A 19,122-nucleotide genomic window follows, 5' to 3' on the forward strand; every position below is an offset into this window, starting at 1 on the left:
ATCTTTTCCTCCCTCGCCTTAAAAAATTAAGCTGGCTTAGTTAAATCATACCCTGATATACAAAAATGGTGACTGTCTTTAAGCTCACCACCATGTTAGTTTATCAAAAATTATTTAATAATTTCGTGATACATTTTATCATAATTCAAGCTGGCTGTTTCCCAACTGAAGTCTTGTGACATAGCACGCCCAACCAGCTGCTTCCAGGTCTTAGGATCATGATAAACTTGTAAAGCTAATTTAATTGCTTCCATTAGGTAAAATGAAACGTACTCGCTAAATCCAAACCCAGTCCCACTATGATCAAGCGGATTATATGGCTGAACGCTATCTTGCAGTCCGCCAATTTGATGAACAATTGGCAGCGTTCCATAACGCATGGCCATCATTTGCGACAGCCCACATGGCTCAAAAGCGGAAGGCATCAAGAACAAATCACAACCAGCATAGATTTGTTGTGCCAAAGTAACGTCAAAATCAATTTTGACAGCGCATTTTTGTGGATAACGTTGAGCAAAATAACGAAAATCATGCTCTAAGTCTTGATATCCTGTACCCAAAAGTACTAATTGGACATCAAATTGCAACAGATTTTCCATTTCAGCAACTAATAACTTGAATCCTTTTTGATAGGTCAAGCGGCTAACCACCCCGATCAAAGGAAGATCCTTTCTAACTGGTAAACCAAAGGCTGTTTGCAAAGCTGTTTTGTCAAGCTGTTTGCCGACTAAATTTTCAACATTGAAATTAGCTTTTAAAGCTGGATCCGTTGCTGGATCATATCGCTTAAAATCAATTCCATTTAAAATACCAGTAAGTTTACCATTTATCGTTCGTAAAATTGGATCTAAGCCGCAGCCAAATTCTGGCGTTTGAATTTCTCGTGCATACGAAGGACTAACCGTGTTGACCCGATCAGCGTATAAAATTCCGGCTTTCATAAAATTAACCGCACCATTAAAACGAACTGTCCCATCATCGAAACGTTCTGTCCCCATTCCAAACAACTCAGGTAAAACTTGCCGATCATATTGTCCCTGAAACTCAAGGTTATGGATCGTCAAAACTGTCGCAATCTGGCAATAAGCATTGATCCAGCCATACTTTTCGCGTAACAAAAACGGAATAAATGACGTATGGTAGTCATTAAGATGCAAAACATCTGGTATGAAATCGATCTTTTCCATCACTTCAATTACTGCTTGCTGAAAAAAGGCAAAACGTTCGCCGTCATCATAGTAGCCGTATAAATTAGGACGCCCAAAATAATACAAATTATCAATAAAATAATAACGAACATCTTGATAAACTAAAGTCTTGACTCCACAATATTGTTTGCGCCAACCAACATTGACTGTAAAATCAAATAAGTATTCTGCTTGATCACAAAATGGTGCTTTCATACCAGCAAAGAATGGCAAAATAACCCTAACATCATGACCATAATTTTTTAAGCTTCGCGGTAAGGCTCCAACTACATCGCCTAAACCGCCAGTTTTGAAAAACGGTGCACATTCAGCAGCAGCAAATAAAATCTTCATTTCTTTTTTCCCCCGTAAACACTTTCAGTTATATGTGAATTTTTCTTGATGACAACTAAATTATCGGGACGACCAATAATTTCGACATGTGGATCAATCTTAACATTCTTATCAATGATTGCATATTTAACTTTAGCTTTTTCACTAACGCTCGAACTTCCCATGATAATTGCCTGTTCAACTTTAGCTTTCTTGGCAATTAACGTTCGCCGTGAAATCAAACTATTATATACTGTTCCTTCAATTCTGCAACCTGTAGCTATCTGACTATTTTTAACATCAGATTCTGACGCAAAATAAGTAGCGACTTCATTTTTTGTTCGAGTGATAACTTTTTGGCTGGAAAACAATAATGAATTGTAATTTTCAACATTCAGCATGTCCATATTTGCTTGATAGTAACTCGGAAGATCATAAACATTGCTGACATAGCCGGTGTATTCATAAGTGGAATTTTTAGCGTGTTTCAATTTGTTAAATAAGAATTCTTCAATGCTGAGTGCCTGACTATTTTCTAAACTAGCAATCAGCCAACTAGTCTTCATAATAAAGGCACCTAAAGATAAATTATAGATTTCCTTTTTGGCGGTAACATCCCGGTAGGCAACAACATCAGCAATTTGACTACTGTCTTTTAACTTTAAGACCTGGTCATCTGGAGCAATTTTGTCAGCAGGCATCCGTTTAAAAACAGCTGTAATTTCATTATTTTGTTCTTGATGAATTTTTAATACCGCTTGTAAATCAAGATTGCAAATGAATTTATTAGTTAAATAAACAGTATAGGGTGATTTTGAGGTCTTTAAGAATTGGATAATGTCACCAAAACACGGTTGACCTTGGGCTTTTTTGTGGACAAAGTCTTGATAGAAGCTAATATATTGATAACTGCCGATACTGTCTAACCCCCATTCGCGGCCACCACCTAAATGATCAAAAATTGATTTGATGCGACCTTCGTTGACGATCATAAAAACTGAGCGAATATTCGCATTAGCAACACTTGATAACGCAAAATCCAAGATACGATATTTACAATCAAAATATAAAGTTGATAATGGCCTTTCAGCCGTCAACGGTAAAAGATCTGCATATTCATGTTCATTGCCAATAATTGCGCACATCCGATTAGTCTTCATTAGTCTTCACTCCAATCACTTCATTGTTGCCGACAACCGCTACTTCATCTGTTCCTTCGATCACTGCATTATCACCGATCACAGAATTTTCACCAATGATCGCATGGCTGATTTTCACATTTTTACCAATCGAACAATCAGGCATAATCACGCTGTCCTTAACTAAGGAGTTTTCTTTAACTTGAACATTGGCAGATAAAATACTATGATCAATATTCCCCGCAACAAAGCAACCGTCAACAATCATCGAATCACTGACTGTTGCCGTATCCGTAATAAACTGTGGTGGTGCGATTGGATTTTTTGAAAAGATTCGCCAGCTGCGATCACGGATATTCAACCCACCGCGCCCATCAATAAATTCCATATTAGCTTCCCATAATGATTGAATCGTCCCAACATCTTTCCAGTAGCCGGCAAAATTATAGGCGAAAACATTATCACCGCTTTTTATATAAAATGGAATGACATTCTTACCGAAATCGATCATCGGGATCTCTTTGGTAAAACCATTGATCAAAACTGAACGCAGTCTTTGCCAATTGAAAATATAAATTCCCATTGAAGCATGATTATTCTTAGGCTGAGCAGGTTTCTCTTCAAATTCGATGATCCGGTTATTTTCATCAGTATTCATAATACCAAAGCGACTAGCTTCGTCCCATGGAACATCAATAACCGCAACCGTTAAAGCTGCCTTTTTTTCTTTATGAACTCGCAACATATCACCATAGTCCATTTTATAAATATGATCGCCTGATAAGACCAGCAAATATTCAGGATCCATTGAATCAATATAATCAATATTTTGGTAGATTGCGTGTGCAGTACCTTCAAACCATTTGCTGCCTTCTTTATTTGAATAGGGCTGCAAAATAGTTACACCAGAATCAAGATGATCTAATCCCCAACTAGCTCCATTACCAATATGATTATTTAAGGTCAATGGCTGATACTGAGTAATGACACCAATATTATGGACACCAGAGTTGACGCAGTTGCTGAGTGTAAAATCAATGATCCGATATCTACCACCAAAAGGGACTGCTGGTTTGGCACTATTTTTTGTCAGGTCTTTTAAACGTGAACCCTGACCACCTGCAAGGATAACTGCAATCATTTCATTTTTCATAATATTCGATGGACTAAAGCCATCTTCACCCCTTCCTGCCAAAAATAATTTTCAGATCAACCAAGCGTGGCACTAATATCTTAGCTTGACCTTATCCGGCTTAAGGATCAATGTACCAAAGGCCGGTAAAATCGTGGTCAGCGACTGCTGATATTGTTTAAACTTAACTTTTTTAGTATGTTTAACCGGATTAAGTTTCGTCCAAGTACCACCAAAATCTTTCATTTCTGAGTTCAAAACTTCTTGATAAGTTCCAGCATAAGGAACACCAATTTGAAAATCATGTCTTTCAACTGGTGTGAAATTCATTGCAATTACTAAAAAATCTTTTTTCCGCTTGCCATGCCGGATAAATGTCAATATTGTGTCATCACGATCATCAGCATCAATCACTTCCAATGTTTTATCTTGATCATCCAGTTCCCATAATGAACGATTATCAAGATAAAAATGATTTAAGACTTTAGTATAAAATTGCATTTTGCGATTCATTTCATCATTTAAATCGACCCATTCAAGTCCATGATCAGATTTCCATTCCAAAAACTGTCCCCATTCACTTCCCATGAAAAGCAGCTTTTTGCCTGGATGAACCATTTGATAAGCATATAAAGTCCTAAGTTGAGCAAACTGTCGGTAACGATCACCCCACATCTTATGCATCAGACTTTTTTTACCATGAACAACCTCATCATGTGACAGTGGCAAAATGAAATTCTCCGACATACGATACATCCATGAAAAAGTCAGCATATTTAGATGATCCTTACGATAAATTGGATCCATTTCAAAGAACTTAAGAACATCATTCATCCAACCCATATTCCATTTGTAATCAAAGCCTAAAGAATTTTCTTCCAGCATGCCGGTAATCTTAGTATCCGCTGTACTTTCTTCGGCCGTCATAATAGCTTTAGGATAGGTTGCTTTGATTTCCTTATTAAGTTTGCGCAAAAAATGCCAACCTTCTAAGTTGCGATTTGTCCCCTCTTTGTTTGGTTTCCAGGCATGTCCACCATAGTCCAGATAGATCATGTTAGAAACGGCATCGACCCGCAAACCATCAAGATGGAAAGTATCCAACCAATACCTAGCACTTGAAATCAGAAATGACTGAACTTGCGGTTTGCCCAAATCAAAATTCAGTGTTCCCCAGCCAGGGTTGTCTGCCCGCTCATAATCAGCATATTCATAAGTCGCTGTCCCATCATAATATGGTAAAGCATCGGCATTACGGCAAAAATGCCCCGGGACCCAGTCAACTAGAACTCCAATGTTAGCAACATGACAAGCATCAACAAATTCTTGGAAATCCTCAGCAGCACCAAAATATGATGAAAAAGCAAAATACCCAATTAATTGATATCCCCAAGATGCTCCCAAAGGATGTTCCATTAATGGCATAAATTCGACATGAGAATAGCCCATTTTTTTTAGATACGGAACTAATTCTGCTGTTAAATCATGCATACTATATGATGTTCCATCTTCATGTTCTTTCCAAGAACCCGCATGAACTTCATAAATATTAAGCGGTCGTTCGAAATAATTTGAACGTTTATGTCGTCCACGCCATAAGCCATCCTTCCAATGATGTTGTGGTGAATCGCTAATGATCGCCGCATCATTTGGACGTTTTTCAAATTTTTGAGCAAAAGGATCGATCTTGAAAATTTCTTGCCCATCAGCTTGCTTGACGTTATATTTGTATAATTGGCCTCGTTGAACTTCAGTTGTAAAAACACTCCAAACTCCAAATTGATCGTGCACCATTGCTAATCCTGGCTTTTGCCATTGATTAAAGTCGCCAACTAAATAGACATGTTGAGCATGCGGAGCCCAAACGCGGAAAACAAAACCACCCGCATTATTTTGAACAATCGGATGACAGCCAAACAATCGTTCTGCATGAAAATTTTGCCCTTTGGAAAAATTAATCAATTCTTTTTGCAAATCAATATTTATCTTCTTTTCCAAATTGCTCCCCCCTCTTACCATTATTCAAAAATATGATTAACTTAAGACTCTCTCGCTAAATTTAGAATAACATATTTTGTGTTAAATTGATTATATTCTGAGAATTTTTTAATTTATTCTTGTATCCGCTTTCTTTAGCTTTAAATAAGCAATAATTGTCAATGAATATTTTAAATTTAGAATATAATCTATTATTCAATATTACTAAGATCTAATTATGTATAGTTTAATATAATATTCTTATTTTTTTAAAAACACATTTATGATACTTAATTAGCAAGCAAGTTGAATTATTTTTAATTAAATTATTTTCTTTCAATAAATAAAGAATCTGATTCTCCCATCAAGAATGAGAAAATCAGATTTCGATTAATGATAACTATTATTTACTTTCTTGTTTAACAGTATTTGCAGCTTGATCTTGTTCTTGCTTTACCAAAATTCGATCATAGTGTTTGATAAATGGATACCAAACAAGGAAAGCGACAAATGCACAAATAAAGGCTAATGATTGTGTTGCATTTCATTCACTTCAGTTTTTTTATTTAGCCAAGATCTTGACCATTTGTTTTAATAACCTTTTGATACCAGTAAAATGAATCTTTCTTCAAGCGTTTATCGGTGCCGTGTCCTTGGTCATCACGATCAACATAAATAAATCCATAGCGTTTAGGCATTTGTCCCGTACCGGCTGATACTAAGTCGATACACCCCCAAGGAGTGTAGCCAATCACCGACACTCCGTCTTTTTCAATCGCATCTTTCATCGCTTGAATATGAGCTTTCAAATATGCTATCCGATAATCATCATGGATCTGTTTATCGGCAGTTACTTCATCTTTAGCTCCAAGTCCATTTTCAACGATCATCAATGGCTTCAGGTCCAACAAAATGGAACTCGGGATTATTCGCTTGGGCAGCAACTGTCATTGAATTGTAGTAACTAAAGCCAATATAATCGACTGTTCCTTCATGCAAAATGCTTCGATCCTCTGCTGTAATATCCGTCCTTAAATTATTAGCTGCCAAAAATGCTTCCATATGTCTTGGATAGGTGCCCAAAGTTTGAACATCAGCAAACCAATAGCGACGTTGCATAGCTTTTTGTGCTTGAAAAATATCTGTTGGCTTGCTGCTAGCAGGATAAAGTGGCGTCATATTGATCATACAGCCAATCTCAAAACCTGGATTAATTTGATGTCCTACCTTAACAGCTAAAGCACTTGCTACTAGTTCATAATGGGCAGCTTGATACATTAAAGCCTCACGTTGAGGATCATCCTCATCAAGAACTAGCCCTGAATCAGTTGCCATTAAAAAACGTTCTGTGTAATCAGTTTGATTATTGATTTCATTAAAAGTCAGCCAATATTTCACTTGATGACGGTAGCGTTTGAAGACAACTGTTGCAAACCGAACAAAGAAATCGATTAATTTTCGATCGCGCCAACCGCCATATTTTTCCACCAAATGATAAGGAATTTCAAAATGGGACAAAGTAATCACTGGCTCGATTCCATATTTATGACATTCGGCAAAGAGCTTGTCATAAAAATGCAAGCCAGCCTCATTAGGTTCAGCTTCATCCCCTTGAGGAAAAATCCGTGTCCAAGCAATTGACGTCCGGAAACATTTAAAGCCCATTTCGCCGAACAGTTTAAGGTCCTCTGGATAATGATGGTAAAAGTCAATGGCTTCATGATTAGGATAATATTTGTCAGCTTGAACTCCTTTAGTAATCTGCCGTGGAACACCATTTTCACCTGCTGTCATAACATCTGCAATACTTGGTCCCTTTCCATCTGCTTGCCAGGCGCCCTCTAGTTGATGGGCAGCAACCGCTCCACCCCAGAGAAAATCTTTAGGTATTGAAAACTTCATATTTGTTCATCCTTTCTTTATTAATTCTCTTTCATTATAGCCAAGCAATGAATACGCTAACACAGAAATCAGTAAGATAGTAACAGTTGTCACTAATAGTTTTTTGTTACTTTTTTGAAACGCTGGTTACTTTTCTCGGTTATTCATCAATTTTCTATTTATTTAAATTGATGCTAAGTCGTAAAGACGTATGAGAACAGCTATAATACCCTAGGCAATTAAAAGTTTGAAGACTGGTGTTTATAACTTAATAAATTAATAAACTTGCCGATAATGTAGGTGGTAATTGTTATATAAAAATACTTTTAGTGAGGAAAATCGATGGAAAACATTAGCAAAACTCGTACTATAGGTCAATATGTTAGAATCTTCCTAATTTTTATAACTATAATAATTCTTCTTGTCTCTTTAATAGGTTCTTACATCACAAGTCAGTCATTGCTTAATAATCGAAACTTGTTAAACCAACAAGGTGCTGCCACTAGTTTAATGTCCCAAGAAAAATCGATTAATACATCAATCACCAATACATTACAACAGTTTCCTAACGAAGCAGCTTTTAGCGGACAAAGTTATGATAAAAATCAAGTTAAACAATTATTAAAAATTGTCAAAGAAAGTAATTCCCAAATAAAAGGAATTGGATTTAAAATAGCTAATTCTAAACTAATAAAAACTGGGACAATTGATGAAAAATCAAATTCAAGTACACTTTCGTGGTATAAAAATGCTTTAAGCTCTCCTGGAGAAGTTGTCTGGACAGAACCATATAAAGAGAAAGGTTCAAAACAAATGGTTAGAGCTGCTTCTCTACTCGTAAAAAATATGAGCGGACAACAAGGAGTTTTAGTCATTAATGTTTCCTATCAAAGTATAAAGAACTCTATTTCTTCCTTAAAAATTGGCCGAACGGGTAGTGCAACTTTAGTCCATGAAAATGGAATAGTTATTACTTCAAGTGGTAAGTCCAAAAATTATACATTTAAAAGTGGACAAAGTATTGGACAAAAGAAAATCTTTCAACGAATTAAAAACGCAACTGGAAATCGTGGCATTTTAAAAATTTCTGGAACTCATGGTGGAAAAGTTTACTATGATAAAGGTCAAACAGGGGATCATTCTGTTTGGTCATTTGCAATAGTTGATCATAACGACTTGAATACTGAGCTTCATGCATTAATTTTGGTTTCGGGAATTATTGCCCTTACTATGATTGTAATTATTTGGTTATTTAGCTCATATTTAATTCGTATTTTAAGATCATTAGCTGAAGTATTTAATAAACATTTCAAAGAAGCAAGTCATGGCAATTTTAAGAAAATAAGATCCCCCAAAGGAACTGCCTACTTTAAATTATTGAAAGATCCTCAAAAAATGGCTTTAAAAATTAGTAAAGCTGATAAAAATGGTCAAGAATTTAATCAGATTGCCTATAATTATAATAAAATGGTTGACGCACTGGGAATAATGGTTGGTAAAGTTCAAAATAGCAGTAAAACAGTAACAGGAAAATCTGATTCATTGTTAGAAATTTCCCAGCAGACGAATAAAGCAATTGGCGAGGTCACGCAATTACAGGAGTTGCTCAAATTACAACTTCACAAGCACAAGAAACATCGAATAGCGTTGATCAATTAAAGCATTTATCTGGTGTAATTGCTTCTCTACATGAAAAAGCTAAGGAAATGACAGAACTAGCACAAAATTCAGGGAAAATGAATCAAGAAAACCTGGAAATTTCTGGGAATGTAGCTACCAATTGGAATCAAGAATTAAGTAAAATGGCAGAACTAGAAACAAGTGTTGCTAATCTGAATAAACAAATCCAAGATATTAACAAAATTATTACTGTAATTGAAGGAATCTCCCATCAAACTAACTTATTAGCTCTGAATGCTTCAATTGAAGCAGCAAGTGCTGGTAATGCAGGTAAAGGATTTGCTGTAGTCGCCATAGAGATTCGCAAATTAGCTAATCAAAGCAAAAACTCAACCAAAGAAGTTGCTGAAATTCTTGAAAAAATTCGTATAGATTCTGAAGAAATGGTTAAAAAGGCCGAGAAATCAGTTGCTGGCGGCAAAGACCAAACTAATTTAATTGATGAAGCAATTAGTTCTTCGAGGAATGTTTTCGGGGTAAATAAGAAACTGATTCAAGACATTCAAGAAATTGAACAAGTTAGCGGTAAAATCGCCGCTATTCAAAGTAAAGTTGAAGCAGGCTTGGAAAGTATTTCAGCATCCACCGAAGAAAATTCAGCGGGAGCTGAAGAAGTCTCTGCTAATTCAGAAGAAATTCAAGCAACAATGGATGAATTTACAAATCATGTAGCTGAGTTACAAATGACGGCAAAAAAATTAAAACAGGCTGCTGAACCTTTCAAATTTGAAAATAATAATAGTTAGACAAGTTTTTATAATAATTTGATATTTCAAAATTATCTAAAAATTCATGCGCTTAATAATTCAAAAAAGCTTCTGATATTTGGCACCGTACAGTTGGAAAATTGACTTGCTTCCTCCGCACGATAAAGCAAACGCTGCTGCAAAAAAATAGCAATTAAAGGAATTTCGAACGACAGTGATATTTTTTAAGTGCTCTTAGATAAACCGATGAGTTGATTAAAAACCGTAATCATGTTTCTTTTAGGTGATATAATCTTGAGCATATTGTATAATAACATTTATAACGCAAGTTCTCTTTTGTATCTTGTTTTTAGACAACTCAAGTATACTTCAAAGAGTAGCTTGCGTTTTGTCTTTCACAAAAACAAAACTGGCACCAGGCAGTGCCAACCCGAATATGAATTTTCAAACTTTAGCTGATCAATAAAGAATTCATCCAATCAGAATCAGCACAAAACTTGCAATTTTGGTACAAAATGTTTATAAATTACATATGTAACGTAGCTAAAATTATTAGACACTAAATAGCTTGGAATCTAGCATGGCAATTTTAAATTAGTCGCAAATTGCAACTTAAAATTTAGGAGGGTTTAAACGATGATCGGATGCAGCAGTTTAACTTTAACCGCAAAAGACAAAACGCAACTTTTGTCCCGAACAATGGATTTCTTCATGCAAATGGCACGTGAGGTCATTTATACCCCGGCTGGCTATCAAATGAAAAGCAGCTATCAACAAACTACTTTTGCTAGCAAATTAGCCACCTTAGGAATGGGAATGAATGATAACAACGGAACAATTATCTTTGATGGTGTTAACGAAAAAGGCTTGGCTGCAGCCACCTTATATTTTTCTGGCTATGCTGTTTATCCCAAAGTTCCCAAAGCAACCACTTTGCCAGTAACACCTGATAAACTGGTCCAATTCTTGCTGAGTCAATATACCAGTGTGGCTGAGGTCAAAAACAAACTGACACACGAAATAACATTAGTTGATCAGCCTAATCCAATTTTAAAGATCACTTCACCGCTGCACTACATCTTAACTGATGCCAGCGGTGAAACTCTGATCATTGAACCAACTAAAACTGGTCTACATTTTTATTCAGACACAATTGGTGTAATGACCAATGCACCAGACTATCCATGGATGGAAACTAATTTACGAAACTATTTGGCACTGCGCCCACAACAATTTCCTTCCGTTAACTGGCTTGGCAAAGAACTCCAACCATTCGGTCAAGGTTCGGGCAGTCTTGGCTTGCCAGGAGATTATACTCCGCCGTCTCGCTTTGTCCGCGTGGCATTTTTAAAGCAATTTACCTTGCAGCCTGCAGACGAAATCGCTGCAGTTTCCACAGCCGCTAATATTTTGAAATCGGTCAGCATCCCACAAGGTGCCGTAAAAAAAGGAGATACCTTTGACCACACTTGTTATACGGCTTTTATCGCTACTAACAGCTTGAGTTACTATTTTTCTACCGCTACAAATCAGCGGCTACAAAAAGTCAGCCTAACTCCTGAACTTTTGCAGATAAAAATTGTTAAAGCTTTCCCGGTTCCACAAACGGAAGACATCAACCAACTAAATTAAAAACCACTTTTATGTGAGACATCTGAAAAATACATTCTAAATTAATCATTTATATATATTTTATAACCAGATTTAAAAGAACTGAGAAGCTTTTTTATTAAATCTCAGTTTTTCTTAATTTTTAATCTCCAATTGTCTACTTAAGTACTACAACCATAGAGTTAACTTAGTAATGCAGTTTTTAATCAGTTAATCATGATATTATTTATTTTATATACTATTATTACTAATAATAGTATATAATTATTTATATCGTTTTTAAATTGTAAGTAATCGTTTGAGGTGAAGGAATTGATTAATGGTCTTATTATAAAAAAGCGGCGCAAGGAATTGCACATTTCGCAAAAGGAGTTAGCCGAAGAAATTACAACGCAAGGAACTATCAGTGCACTTGAACGAAATTCAACTTCGCCCAACAGTGATATTCTAACCAAAATTCTTGAGCGTTTGTCATTATCACTGACTGATGTCCTAGTCGGTAATGAAAAAGTGGATAATCAAAAATTATTAGCCGCCACTGATAAGTGTTTTATGAATTATGATTATCATACTGTTTTGACAACTCTTAAAAAAATCAAAAAAATTACTGATCCGCATCAGCGTGCCCACTACCAATTTTTAAAAACTGATGCTAAAATGTGGGTCAAAAAGGATTACGATGATGCAATCTTTGAATATAATCAGTTATTGCAAGAAACCAACGATCGCACTGAAATTTATGCAGTTTTAGCTACTTGTGAATTAGGAATCGTTTATAGTCTTAAACAAGACCTTGAAAAAAGTGCTTTTTACTTCAAAAAGCTGCCAGCCTTAATGAAAAAACTAGATTTAAATCAACATGTCTTTTGGTCCTTGTCCCTCTTCGCTAATTTAAGTGAGTTCTATCTAAATATTGATCATCAAGTTGATAAGTGCCAAAATTTATTGTCTGAGGCTTTGCATTTTGCTAAGAAGAATAACAGTCCCTTCTTCGTTGATTCATTTTATTTGCTTTCTGCAGAAGCATTGTATGCCAAAAATGGCAAATGGACAACCGAAGCCATTGATGATTTAACAAAGTCGTGTGTCTTTGCGGAATTTCTTGACGATAAATTAGAGCTAGCTAAGGCCCAGAAGCACTTGGCTCAAATAGATCAGCAGTAGTTCTGCAACATAATTAGTTTTTGAAAATTTAGTTAGCTAGTCAAACTATTACAAACCATTGATAAATGTTTCTTCAATGGTTCTTAATAATCTGATTAGCTGTTTTTTTTGTTTTTTATTAAGTTCCGCAAACAGTCGTGTCGCTTGCTCCGCCATCTTTTTCCGTTCGAATTCCAGTTGCTGTTGTCCCTTGCCGGTTAATGCCAACTGTGAACTGCGATGATCATTAGGATCAACCTTCTTGACGATCAGGCCACTGTGCTGCAGTTGGTTGAGCTTAGCTGAAACTGAAGGCGCAGTAATCTGCAAATACTGCGCCAACATTTTGGCCGTTGATTTTTGATGGGCAGCAAGATAGTTGAGAAGCTCAACATTATCTCGATAATTAGTTTGCTTGAATGCTTGAAAACTTCGACTAGTCTTAGCCAATTGTTCCAGTAGTTGCATTGAACGATTAGATTTCATCAGGGCCCTCTTTTCAAATTGCTTTGTTAAACTAACTATATCTTATTCAAGCAATTAAGGCAAAATTATTGACTTACTAAAATTTATTGGTCACAAAAAAGTTGACAAATAAAATCAAGCTTGCTATGATAGTGGCAATCATGAAAGGGGTGCAATTGAATTGTTAAAACAGCTTACCACATTAGTTCAAAGTCAATTGTGCCCCAATTTTAACTTAAAATTAAATAACGATTGTTGTTGCTGATTTCTATACTCTAAGTTGTAATCGGCTTGTTTTAGTCGATCTCTAATTGGAAATGGCTCGGGTCATTCAAGACGCTTGAGTCCGTGAATGTATGGAGGTCTTTTTTTATGGCAATCAATAAAACTACAATTCACTTTCTGAATTTAATTAGCTTCAAGTCAAACATTTTCCATATTGGTGGAGTGCGTGATTGGTGTTGCTGCTTTAAAATGCAGTTACGATCGGCTACAGCTATTAGGTTAGGAAGTGAATTTTTTGTCAGTTAAGAGTCTACAAATCGGAGTTTTAAACCTCATGCATGATAAAGCTGCTACGCAAACTGATTTTCGCCAAGTCTTGCAAAATAATCGTTATCCCGTCCAGCTGCACTTTTATTACCCGACCATGCATTATTTGGATCGGCCAGTACCTGCTGAAGTCCAAAGAATTGCTAGACCGCTTAAGCTGGCAGAAGTTGCTGGCTTGGATGCCTTTATCATTACCGGAGCACCACTCGATCAGCTTGATTTTGAGCAAGTGACTTATCTGCCGGAATTGCAAGAATTGTTTAAGGCTTTAAAGCAGGTGCCCCAACGGCTGTATCTCTGTTGGGGAGCAATGGCGGCCTTATATGATCAGTACCAAATTGGCAAAGAAATTTTGCCGCAAAAGCTCTTCGGGGTCTTTCCACAAAAAATCATCCAACCAAATTCGCTATTAGCCGGTTTGCCAAATGGTTTTTGGGCACCACATGCTCGCTACGCTGATTCGAACCGCCGCCAAATCGAAGCAGATCCACAATTAGCAGTCAAGGCCGTTAATCAAGATGGCCGTTTGCTACTGGTTCAAAATCAGGCTGGCAATGAAACAATGCTGTTTTCGCATCTTGAATATCAAGCCGGCAGTCTAGTCGCTGAATATCAGCGTGAGATCATGGCTCATCCGAAGAGACATTATCGCTTGCCAATTAACCAAGCTGGTCGTGAATTTGCCTGGAAACACACTCAAAAAGTATTTTTCACAAACTGGTTGCAGCAAGTCGTTGCAACAATCAAAGATGGAGGTCTTATTTATGGTTAAAGCAAAACAAAATATTACAGAATTGATTGGTAAAACACCTTTATTGAAATTGAATCACGTCGTTGCTCCTCAAGCAGCTGACGTTTATGTCAAACTGGAGTTCTTTAACCCAGGTAGCTCGATTAAAGATCGGATTGCACTGTCAATGGTCGCTGCAGCTGAAAAAAGTGGCCAATTGCAGCCTGGCGGAACGATTATCGAACCAACTTCGGGCAACACGGGAATTGGCTTAGCACTCGTTGCGGCAGCCAAAGGATATCATTTGATCATCACGATGCCTAAAAGCATGAGCATTGAGCGCCGAAAATTGATCCAAGGCTACGGTGCGGAATTGATCTTAGTCGATGGCGGGATGCCAGATGCCATCAAGAAAGCAACTGAACTGGCGGAGAAAAATGGTTATTTTCTGCCATTGCAGTTCGCTAATCCGGCAAACCCAATGATCCATGAATTGACCACTGGGCAAGAAATCATTGCCGACTTTGAGGGCCAGACCCCGGATGCTTTTGTTGCTGGCGTTGGGACTGGCGGAACCTTGACTGGAATCGGCCATGCTTTGCGGAAGATTAATTCCAATGTTAAAATTTACGCGTTAGAAGCTGCTGGTTCACCATTCTTGAAGGAAGGCCATGCTGGCAAGCATAAGATCCAAGGAATCAGTGCCGGCTTTGTGCCAAAAGTTTTAGATACCGATCTTTACGATGGAATCATCGAAGTGACTGATGAACAAGCCATTCAAACGGCACAAAAAGTCAGTCGACAAGAAGGCTTCTTGCCAGGAATCTCAGCTGGCGCTAACATTTTTGGCGCAATTGAGCTTGCTAAGAAGTTAGGTCACGGCAAGAGTGTCGTAACAGTCGTTCCAGACAACGGCGAGCGCTACCTATCAACTGATTTATTTGATTTTTAACCTGCAAACTAAAAGCTGTTGCCAAGTTATCACTGGCAGCAGCTTTTTTAATTTTGTTGATACTTTTCCTGGTCCAAAAACCGGTTGATTTTAGGCAGCAAGGCCAAAATATATATGGTACTGAACAGGCCGTTAACGATAAAGATCCAATAATTAGCATGAATATTTTGAAACAGGTAAGTGTAAAATAAAGTCCCCAGCGGCATAATCAAACTGTTGATCGTTATTAAAGTGGTCGTTACACGTCCCAGAAATTCGGTCGGCACACTTTTTTGTAATTCGACTTGCATGACGATATTTGGGATCACGATGGCAACTCCCAGCAGAAACATCACGAATGCTCCAGCGATACTAACACTGGCTGCCGATCGAAAGAACATCAGCACCAAACCAAGCAACATCATGATCAGACCATCCATAATCAGTGGAATCACCAATAATTGACGAACGTAATTCTTAGTTGGCTGCCAGCTCATAGCTAGACTGCCCAGTAAAACTCCAACAGAATCTGCGCTTTCTAAAATGCTGATCGGCAGATTGCCTAAATGCAACGTGTCATTGATCACAAATGGCATGCCGACGGTCAAACTAGTGAAAATAAAATTGATCAAGACGCCGATCATAATGACCCCTTTGATCAGCGGGCGGTGGCGAATATAGCCGATCCCAGCTTTAAACATCTGTAATTGTCCAGCCTGTGTTGACTGTTTTTTAGTTGTTTTAGGTGCATAATGAAAGTTCATCGTCAGCATGATCAGAAACGAAACTAGAGAGGATAAGACCTCGATCACAATGAAGGTCTCAAACCCCACCAGTGAGTATAAAGCCACTCCCAGCAAGGGTGAAAAAATTGAAGAAATTGAACTGGCAGTTGAAGTTAGCGAGCTCAACTTTTGAATCTTGCGTTCATTGACTAACTCGTGAACGGCTGCCGAATAGGCGGTCGACGAAAAATCAGTCCAGATATAATCCAGCATTGAGAAAATAACTACCGGAATCAATTTGCCAGTTCCGGCAAATAGCGGCAATGTCCAGGCAAAAAGGAGCAAACTGATCAATCGTAGCAGATCACTGATGATCAAAATGACCCGGTGGGGATAGCAATCAACAATATTTCCTAGCGGCACCAATAACAGCAAACTGACAAATGGACCAATAATCGTCGAAATTCCAAAACTAATTGCTAAATGGGTTTGATTCAGCAGCATTAATCCCATCCCAAAAGAAAACATCTCGCCACTTAAAGAACCAATCAAATTGCTGGAAAAGTCTTTAAAAATTTGCACATTCGACTGTCGATCACTGATTGCAATTTCAGACATTTTGCCACTTCCAATTCTATTAGTTAATCTAAGTAATAAGCTTCAAGATTTGAAGCTTTGAGTTGCCCTGTCAGCAAGATCGTATTAGTCAAAACGGTCGCATCAACGGCTGGTTCGATTTCTACATTACTCATCAGTGGTCTAAGCTGGTCGATCACTTGCCAACCTTGAGGAATATATAATTCCAAGTTGCTAGCTGTGCAATCAAGCTTGACTTCTACTTGAGTGTCTTTAGCTACTACCTGATCAAAATAAATGCTCATATCACTCATCAGCATCACCACATCAACTTCTTTTAAATTCCGGGCTTGTAAGTATTTCGTACTAGAAGTCAACCGTCCCCCACTCAAACGAATAACTTCATCATTACTGATTGGCCAGTCCTTTTTAATATGTTTGATCCTAGAACGGTTACTAGCAAATAGGGTTTGCAACGAAATAAAATGATGACGATGAATGATGGGTCCAAAAATCAATGACAGACCAATATTCAACAATAAGGCAGCCAAAAAAATCGTCCAACCCGAAAGTGAAATTCCTAAGAGTTTTTGGTACAAAAAAAATAAAAAAGCCAGCGAGAAAATAATCCCAGTCAAACTAAGATCGATTAAATTCTTGATAAGAATCACTACGATCAAAAAAGTGGCAATCAATGTTCCTGAACTAAATGGATAATTGAACCATTGCAATTGGCTGCCAATCAGCAAGACTGCTGCTAATAAGCAAGCCAAACCCCAAAACCAACGTTCTTTCCTCATTAATGTAATCTCCTTTCATCCAGCCGTTGTTTTAGACTTTTATAATAACTGCGTGACACATATAATTGTTTTTGCGAATTATAAAATTGGACCAGAGTATTGGTAAAAGTATGCTTTAAAGAAAAGATCTGGTCAAGATTTAAAATAGCTGATTTAGCGACCCGCATAAAATTTGGTGGCAAAACCTCGGCTAGTTGGTATAACTTCTTATCTGTCAAGTAAATCTGGTGTGCCGTATGGACAAGGACTTTTCGTTCATCCGTTTCGAAAAATAGAATTTCTGCTAACTTTAAATAATATTCCGTGCCAGCCTGATCAAAGGATTTGAAGTGCTGTTTTTGTTTAGCTTGATCCTCAAGCAAGTGACTTAAGTTCTTGGTTTGTTGATCAAGTTCAGGTGTCCGAATAATAATTTCTTTTTCCTGCAGATCAGGTTGAACTTCAATGGTGATTTTCATACTTTCACCTCTTTGGCATCTTGGTTGACTAGCTACATTTCACCACATTTTCTGTCTAAAATAAACTGCCATTGTTTAAGTGGTCAAATTTTTGGCTTCACCGGTGAATTTAGTCGCTCAATTAGTAACTTTGCGGATAAAAAAACTGCCATCCAATTCAGGATACGCAGTTTATAAATTACTGAGCAAATTCAAAATTAAATTATTTTCTAGCTAACCAATCACAATGATTTCAATTGGCTAAGACAGCAGTTGGCTATTGATTTTTAGTTATCTACGTTATGCCAGCAGTTCTGTCTAGATAAATTTATGAGTACCATTATCAGCTTGTTCATTGGCTGTAAAAGCTAGCTCTCATTACTTAATGAAGAAAGAAAGGTTCTTGTACCAGCACGTTTTTTTATGATAATTGATCCGTTTGACGCTGAATATGAAGATTCGGAACCAGTGCCCATTTGATAAAGAGTACATGTATTAGCGCTGGTAAAATTCATCAAATAAGAATAAGATTTTGCGGTGTTCCAACTTGAGGCATAGCGGTATCAACATCAACTCCAGCATATTCTGACGGTTCAATCGCATAGGTCTTGCTAGTCAGCAAGCTAGTAACATTGCCGCTATCACTTGCCGAAGAAGATGATGTTGATACCAAACTGTCATAAAATCCAACGCCATGACAAATTTTGCAAAATAACTCCACTAATAATTGATAAAGCTGGGACAAACATAATCACGAGGCTATTGGTTTTCAAAATGGTCCCTAACTTTTGCGGTGAGAATAGCAAAACAGCAATCACCGATTAGTTGAAAACCCGTGTGAAATCTGGCAAAACAATCCCAATCACCAGCATGTAAGCCGTGATCAGCAACTGAACCATTCCTTCATCGGTCTTCACCTCTTGCATCAAAAATGTTCAGTGCCATTTTACTAAAAAGTCCAATAAACTTGCCAGCTAAAATGCCAATTAAGACTACGATTAATGCTTGTTTTTCTTTAAAGTAAATCATCTCTCCAAACACACAATGCCCCCTTGATCGATAAAATAACTTCGATCAAGGGGGCATTGTGGTTATCTTAGTATGATTGCAAGAGTG

At 37.3% G+C, this 19,122-nt stretch carries 16 protein-coding genes and 1 pseudogene; 6 read left to right on the top strand and 11 right to left on the bottom strand.

The features are described 5' to 3' along the window. Window positions 1-110: 110 nt before the first annotated feature. The 5 genes and pseudogenes from glgA to KH893_RS08485 all read right to left on the bottom strand — a co-directional run bounded on the left by glgA (window position 111) and on the right by KH893_RS08485 (window position 7,670). Complete coding sequence (gene glgA, locus KH893_RS08465; protein ID WP_281165721.1) at window positions 111-1,541, bottom strand: glycogen synthase GlgA; 1,431 nt, start codon at window positions 1,539-1,541, stop codon at window positions 111-113. After that, window positions 1,538-2,680: a glucose-1-phosphate adenylyltransferase subunit GlgD gene (gene glgD, locus KH893_RS08470; RefSeq protein ID WP_281165722.1), complete on the bottom strand. Its 1,143-nt coding sequence runs from the start codon at window positions 2,678-2,680 to the stop codon at window positions 1,538-1,540. The genes glgA and glgD overlap by 4 nt, the downstream gene beginning before the upstream one ends. Beyond that, window positions 2,670-3,812: a glucose-1-phosphate adenylyltransferase gene (locus KH893_RS08475; protein WP_281165763.1), complete on the bottom strand. Its 1,143-nt coding sequence runs from the start codon at window positions 3,810-3,812 to the stop codon at window positions 2,670-2,672. The genes glgD and KH893_RS08475 overlap by 11 nt, the downstream gene beginning before the upstream one ends. Before the next feature lie 72 nt (window positions 3,813-3,884). Beyond that, on the bottom strand, window positions 3,885-5,789 hold the full coding sequence (glgB, locus tag KH893_RS08480; RefSeq protein WP_281165723.1) for a 1,4-alpha-glucan branching protein GlgB: 1,905 nt from the start codon (window positions 5,787-5,789) through the stop codon (window positions 3,885-3,887). Window positions 5,790-6,334: 545 nt separating this feature from the next. Continuing rightward, a pseudogene (locus KH893_RS08485) lies at window positions 6,335-7,670 on the bottom strand (family 1 glycosylhydrolase). A gap of 321 nt (window positions 7,671-7,991) precedes the next feature. Here KH893_RS08485 and KH893_RS08490 point away from each other — a divergent pair. The 4 genes from KH893_RS08490 to KH893_RS08505 all read left to right on the top strand — a co-directional run bounded on the left by KH893_RS08490 (window position 7,992) and on the right by KH893_RS08505 (window position 12,811). Further along, window positions 7,992-9,308, top strand: coding sequence for a PDC sensor domain-containing protein (locus KH893_RS08490; protein ID WP_281165724.1), 1,317 nt, complete (start codon window positions 7,992-7,994; stop codon window positions 9,306-9,308). Between the two features lie 47 nt (window positions 9,309-9,355). Next, on the top strand, window positions 9,356-10,075 hold the full coding sequence (locus KH893_RS08495) for a methyl-accepting chemotaxis protein (RefSeq protein WP_281165725.1): 720 nt from the start codon (window positions 9,356-9,358) through the stop codon (window positions 10,073-10,075). A 597-nt stretch (window positions 10,076-10,672) separates the two neighbouring features. Further along, complete coding sequence (locus tag KH893_RS08500; RefSeq protein ID WP_281165726.1) at window positions 10,673-11,668, top strand: choloylglycine hydrolase family protein; 996 nt, start codon at window positions 10,673-10,675, stop codon at window positions 11,666-11,668. Between the two features lie 291 nt (window positions 11,669-11,959). Continuing rightward, on the top strand, window positions 11,960-12,811 hold the full coding sequence (locus KH893_RS08505; RefSeq protein ID WP_281165727.1) for a helix-turn-helix domain-containing protein: 852 nt from the start codon (window positions 11,960-11,962) through the stop codon (window positions 12,809-12,811). A gap of 48 nt (window positions 12,812-12,859) precedes the next feature. On the opposite strand, the gene KH893_RS08510 is transcribed toward KH893_RS08505, so the two are convergent. Next, entirely contained in the window at window positions 12,860-13,276 is a 417-nt protein-coding gene (locus KH893_RS08510; protein ID WP_281165728.1) for a MarR family winged helix-turn-helix transcriptional regulator, read from the bottom strand. 499 nt (window positions 13,277-13,775) lie between these two features. Between KH893_RS08510 and KH893_RS08515 the strand changes: the two genes are divergently transcribed. Both KH893_RS08515 and cysK read left to right on the top strand, forming a co-directional pair. Continuing rightward, a complete protein-coding gene (locus tag KH893_RS08515) occupies window positions 13,776-14,579 on the top strand; it encodes a homoserine O-succinyltransferase (RefSeq protein WP_281165729.1) in 804 nt (267 codons plus the stop codon). Then, entirely contained in the window at window positions 14,572-15,489 is a 918-nt protein-coding gene (cysK, locus tag KH893_RS08520; protein ID WP_281165730.1) for a cysteine synthase A, read from the top strand. Before KH893_RS08515 ends, cysK begins: the two co-directional genes overlap by 8 nt. Window positions 15,490-15,536: 47 nt before the next feature. Here the strand turns inward: cysK and KH893_RS08525 are convergent, their stop codons facing one another. The 5 genes from KH893_RS08525 to KH893_RS08545 form a co-directional block, all read right to left on the bottom strand. After that, a complete protein-coding gene (locus KH893_RS08525; protein WP_281165731.1) occupies window positions 15,537-16,811 on the bottom strand; it encodes an MFS transporter in 1,275 nt (424 codons plus the stop codon). 23 nt (window positions 16,812-16,834) lie between these two features. Next, complete coding sequence (locus KH893_RS08530; protein WP_281165732.1) at window positions 16,835-17,569, bottom strand: LiaF transmembrane domain-containing protein; 735 nt, start codon at window positions 17,567-17,569, stop codon at window positions 16,835-16,837. Continuing rightward, entirely contained in the window at window positions 17,569-18,027 is a 459-nt protein-coding gene (locus KH893_RS08535; protein ID WP_281165733.1) for a LytTR family DNA-binding domain-containing protein, read from the bottom strand. Before KH893_RS08535 ends, KH893_RS08530 begins: the two co-directional genes overlap by 1 nt. A gap of 493 nt (window positions 18,028-18,520) precedes the next feature. Then, window positions 18,521-18,679, bottom strand: coding sequence for a hypothetical protein (locus KH893_RS08540; RefSeq protein ID WP_281165734.1), 159 nt, complete (start codon window positions 18,677-18,679; stop codon window positions 18,521-18,523). A 230-nt stretch (window positions 18,680-18,909) separates the two neighbouring features. After that, window positions 18,910-19,047 carry a hypothetical protein gene (locus KH893_RS08545; protein WP_281165735.1) on the bottom strand — a complete coding sequence of 46 codons (138 nt, stop codon included), beginning with the start codon at window positions 19,045-19,047 and terminating at the stop codon, window positions 18,910-18,912. Between the last annotated feature and the right edge of the window lie 75 nt (window positions 19,048-19,122).

It is taken from the genome of Liquorilactobacillus sicerae (genome assembly GCF_029916425.1).
Taxonomy (GTDB): Bacteria; Bacillota; Bacilli; order Lactobacillales; family Lactobacillaceae; genus Liquorilactobacillus; species Liquorilactobacillus sicerae.

What these genes read in the sequence shown, in the direction of transcription:
- glgA (WP_281165721.1), bottom strand. Translation starts at nt 1,541, where the DNA reads ATGAAGATTTTATTTGCTGCTGCTGAATGTGCACCGTTTTTCAAAACT.
- glgD (WP_281165722.1), bottom strand. Translation starts at nt 2,680, where the DNA reads ATGAAGACTAATCGGATGTGCGCAATTATTGGCAATGAACATGAATAT.
- KH893_RS08475 (WP_281165763.1), bottom strand. Translation starts at nt 3,812, where the DNA reads ATGAAAAATGAAATGATTGCAGTTATCCTTGCAGGTGGTCAGGGTTCA.
- KH893_RS08490 (WP_281165724.1), top strand. Translation starts at nt 7,992, where the DNA reads ATGGAAAACATTAGCAAAACTCGTACTATAGGTCAATATGTTAGAATC.
- KH893_RS08495 (WP_281165725.1), top strand. Translation starts at nt 9,356, where the DNA reads ATGACAGAACTAGCACAAAATTCAGGGAAAATGAATCAAGAAAACCTG.
- KH893_RS08500 (WP_281165726.1), top strand. Translation starts at nt 10,673, where the DNA reads ATGATCGGATGCAGCAGTTTAACTTTAACCGCAAAAGACAAAACGCAA.
- KH893_RS08510 (WP_281165728.1), bottom strand. Translation starts at nt 13,276, where the DNA reads ATGAAATCTAATCGTTCAATGCAACTACTGGAACAATTGGCTAAGACT.
- cysK (WP_281165730.1), top strand. Translation starts at nt 14,572, where the DNA reads ATGGTTAAAGCAAAACAAAATATTACAGAATTGATTGGTAAAACACCT.
- KH893_RS08525 (WP_281165731.1), bottom strand. Translation starts at nt 16,811, where the DNA reads ATGTCTGAAATTGCAATCAGTGATCGACAGTCGAATGTGCAAATTTTT.
- KH893_RS08530 (WP_281165732.1), bottom strand. Translation starts at nt 17,569, where the DNA reads ATGAGGAAAGAACGTTGGTTTTGGGGTTTGGCTTGCTTATTAGCAGCA.
- KH893_RS08535 (WP_281165733.1), bottom strand. Translation starts at nt 18,027, where the DNA reads ATGAAAATCACCATTGAAGTTCAACCTGATCTGCAGGAAAAAGAAATT.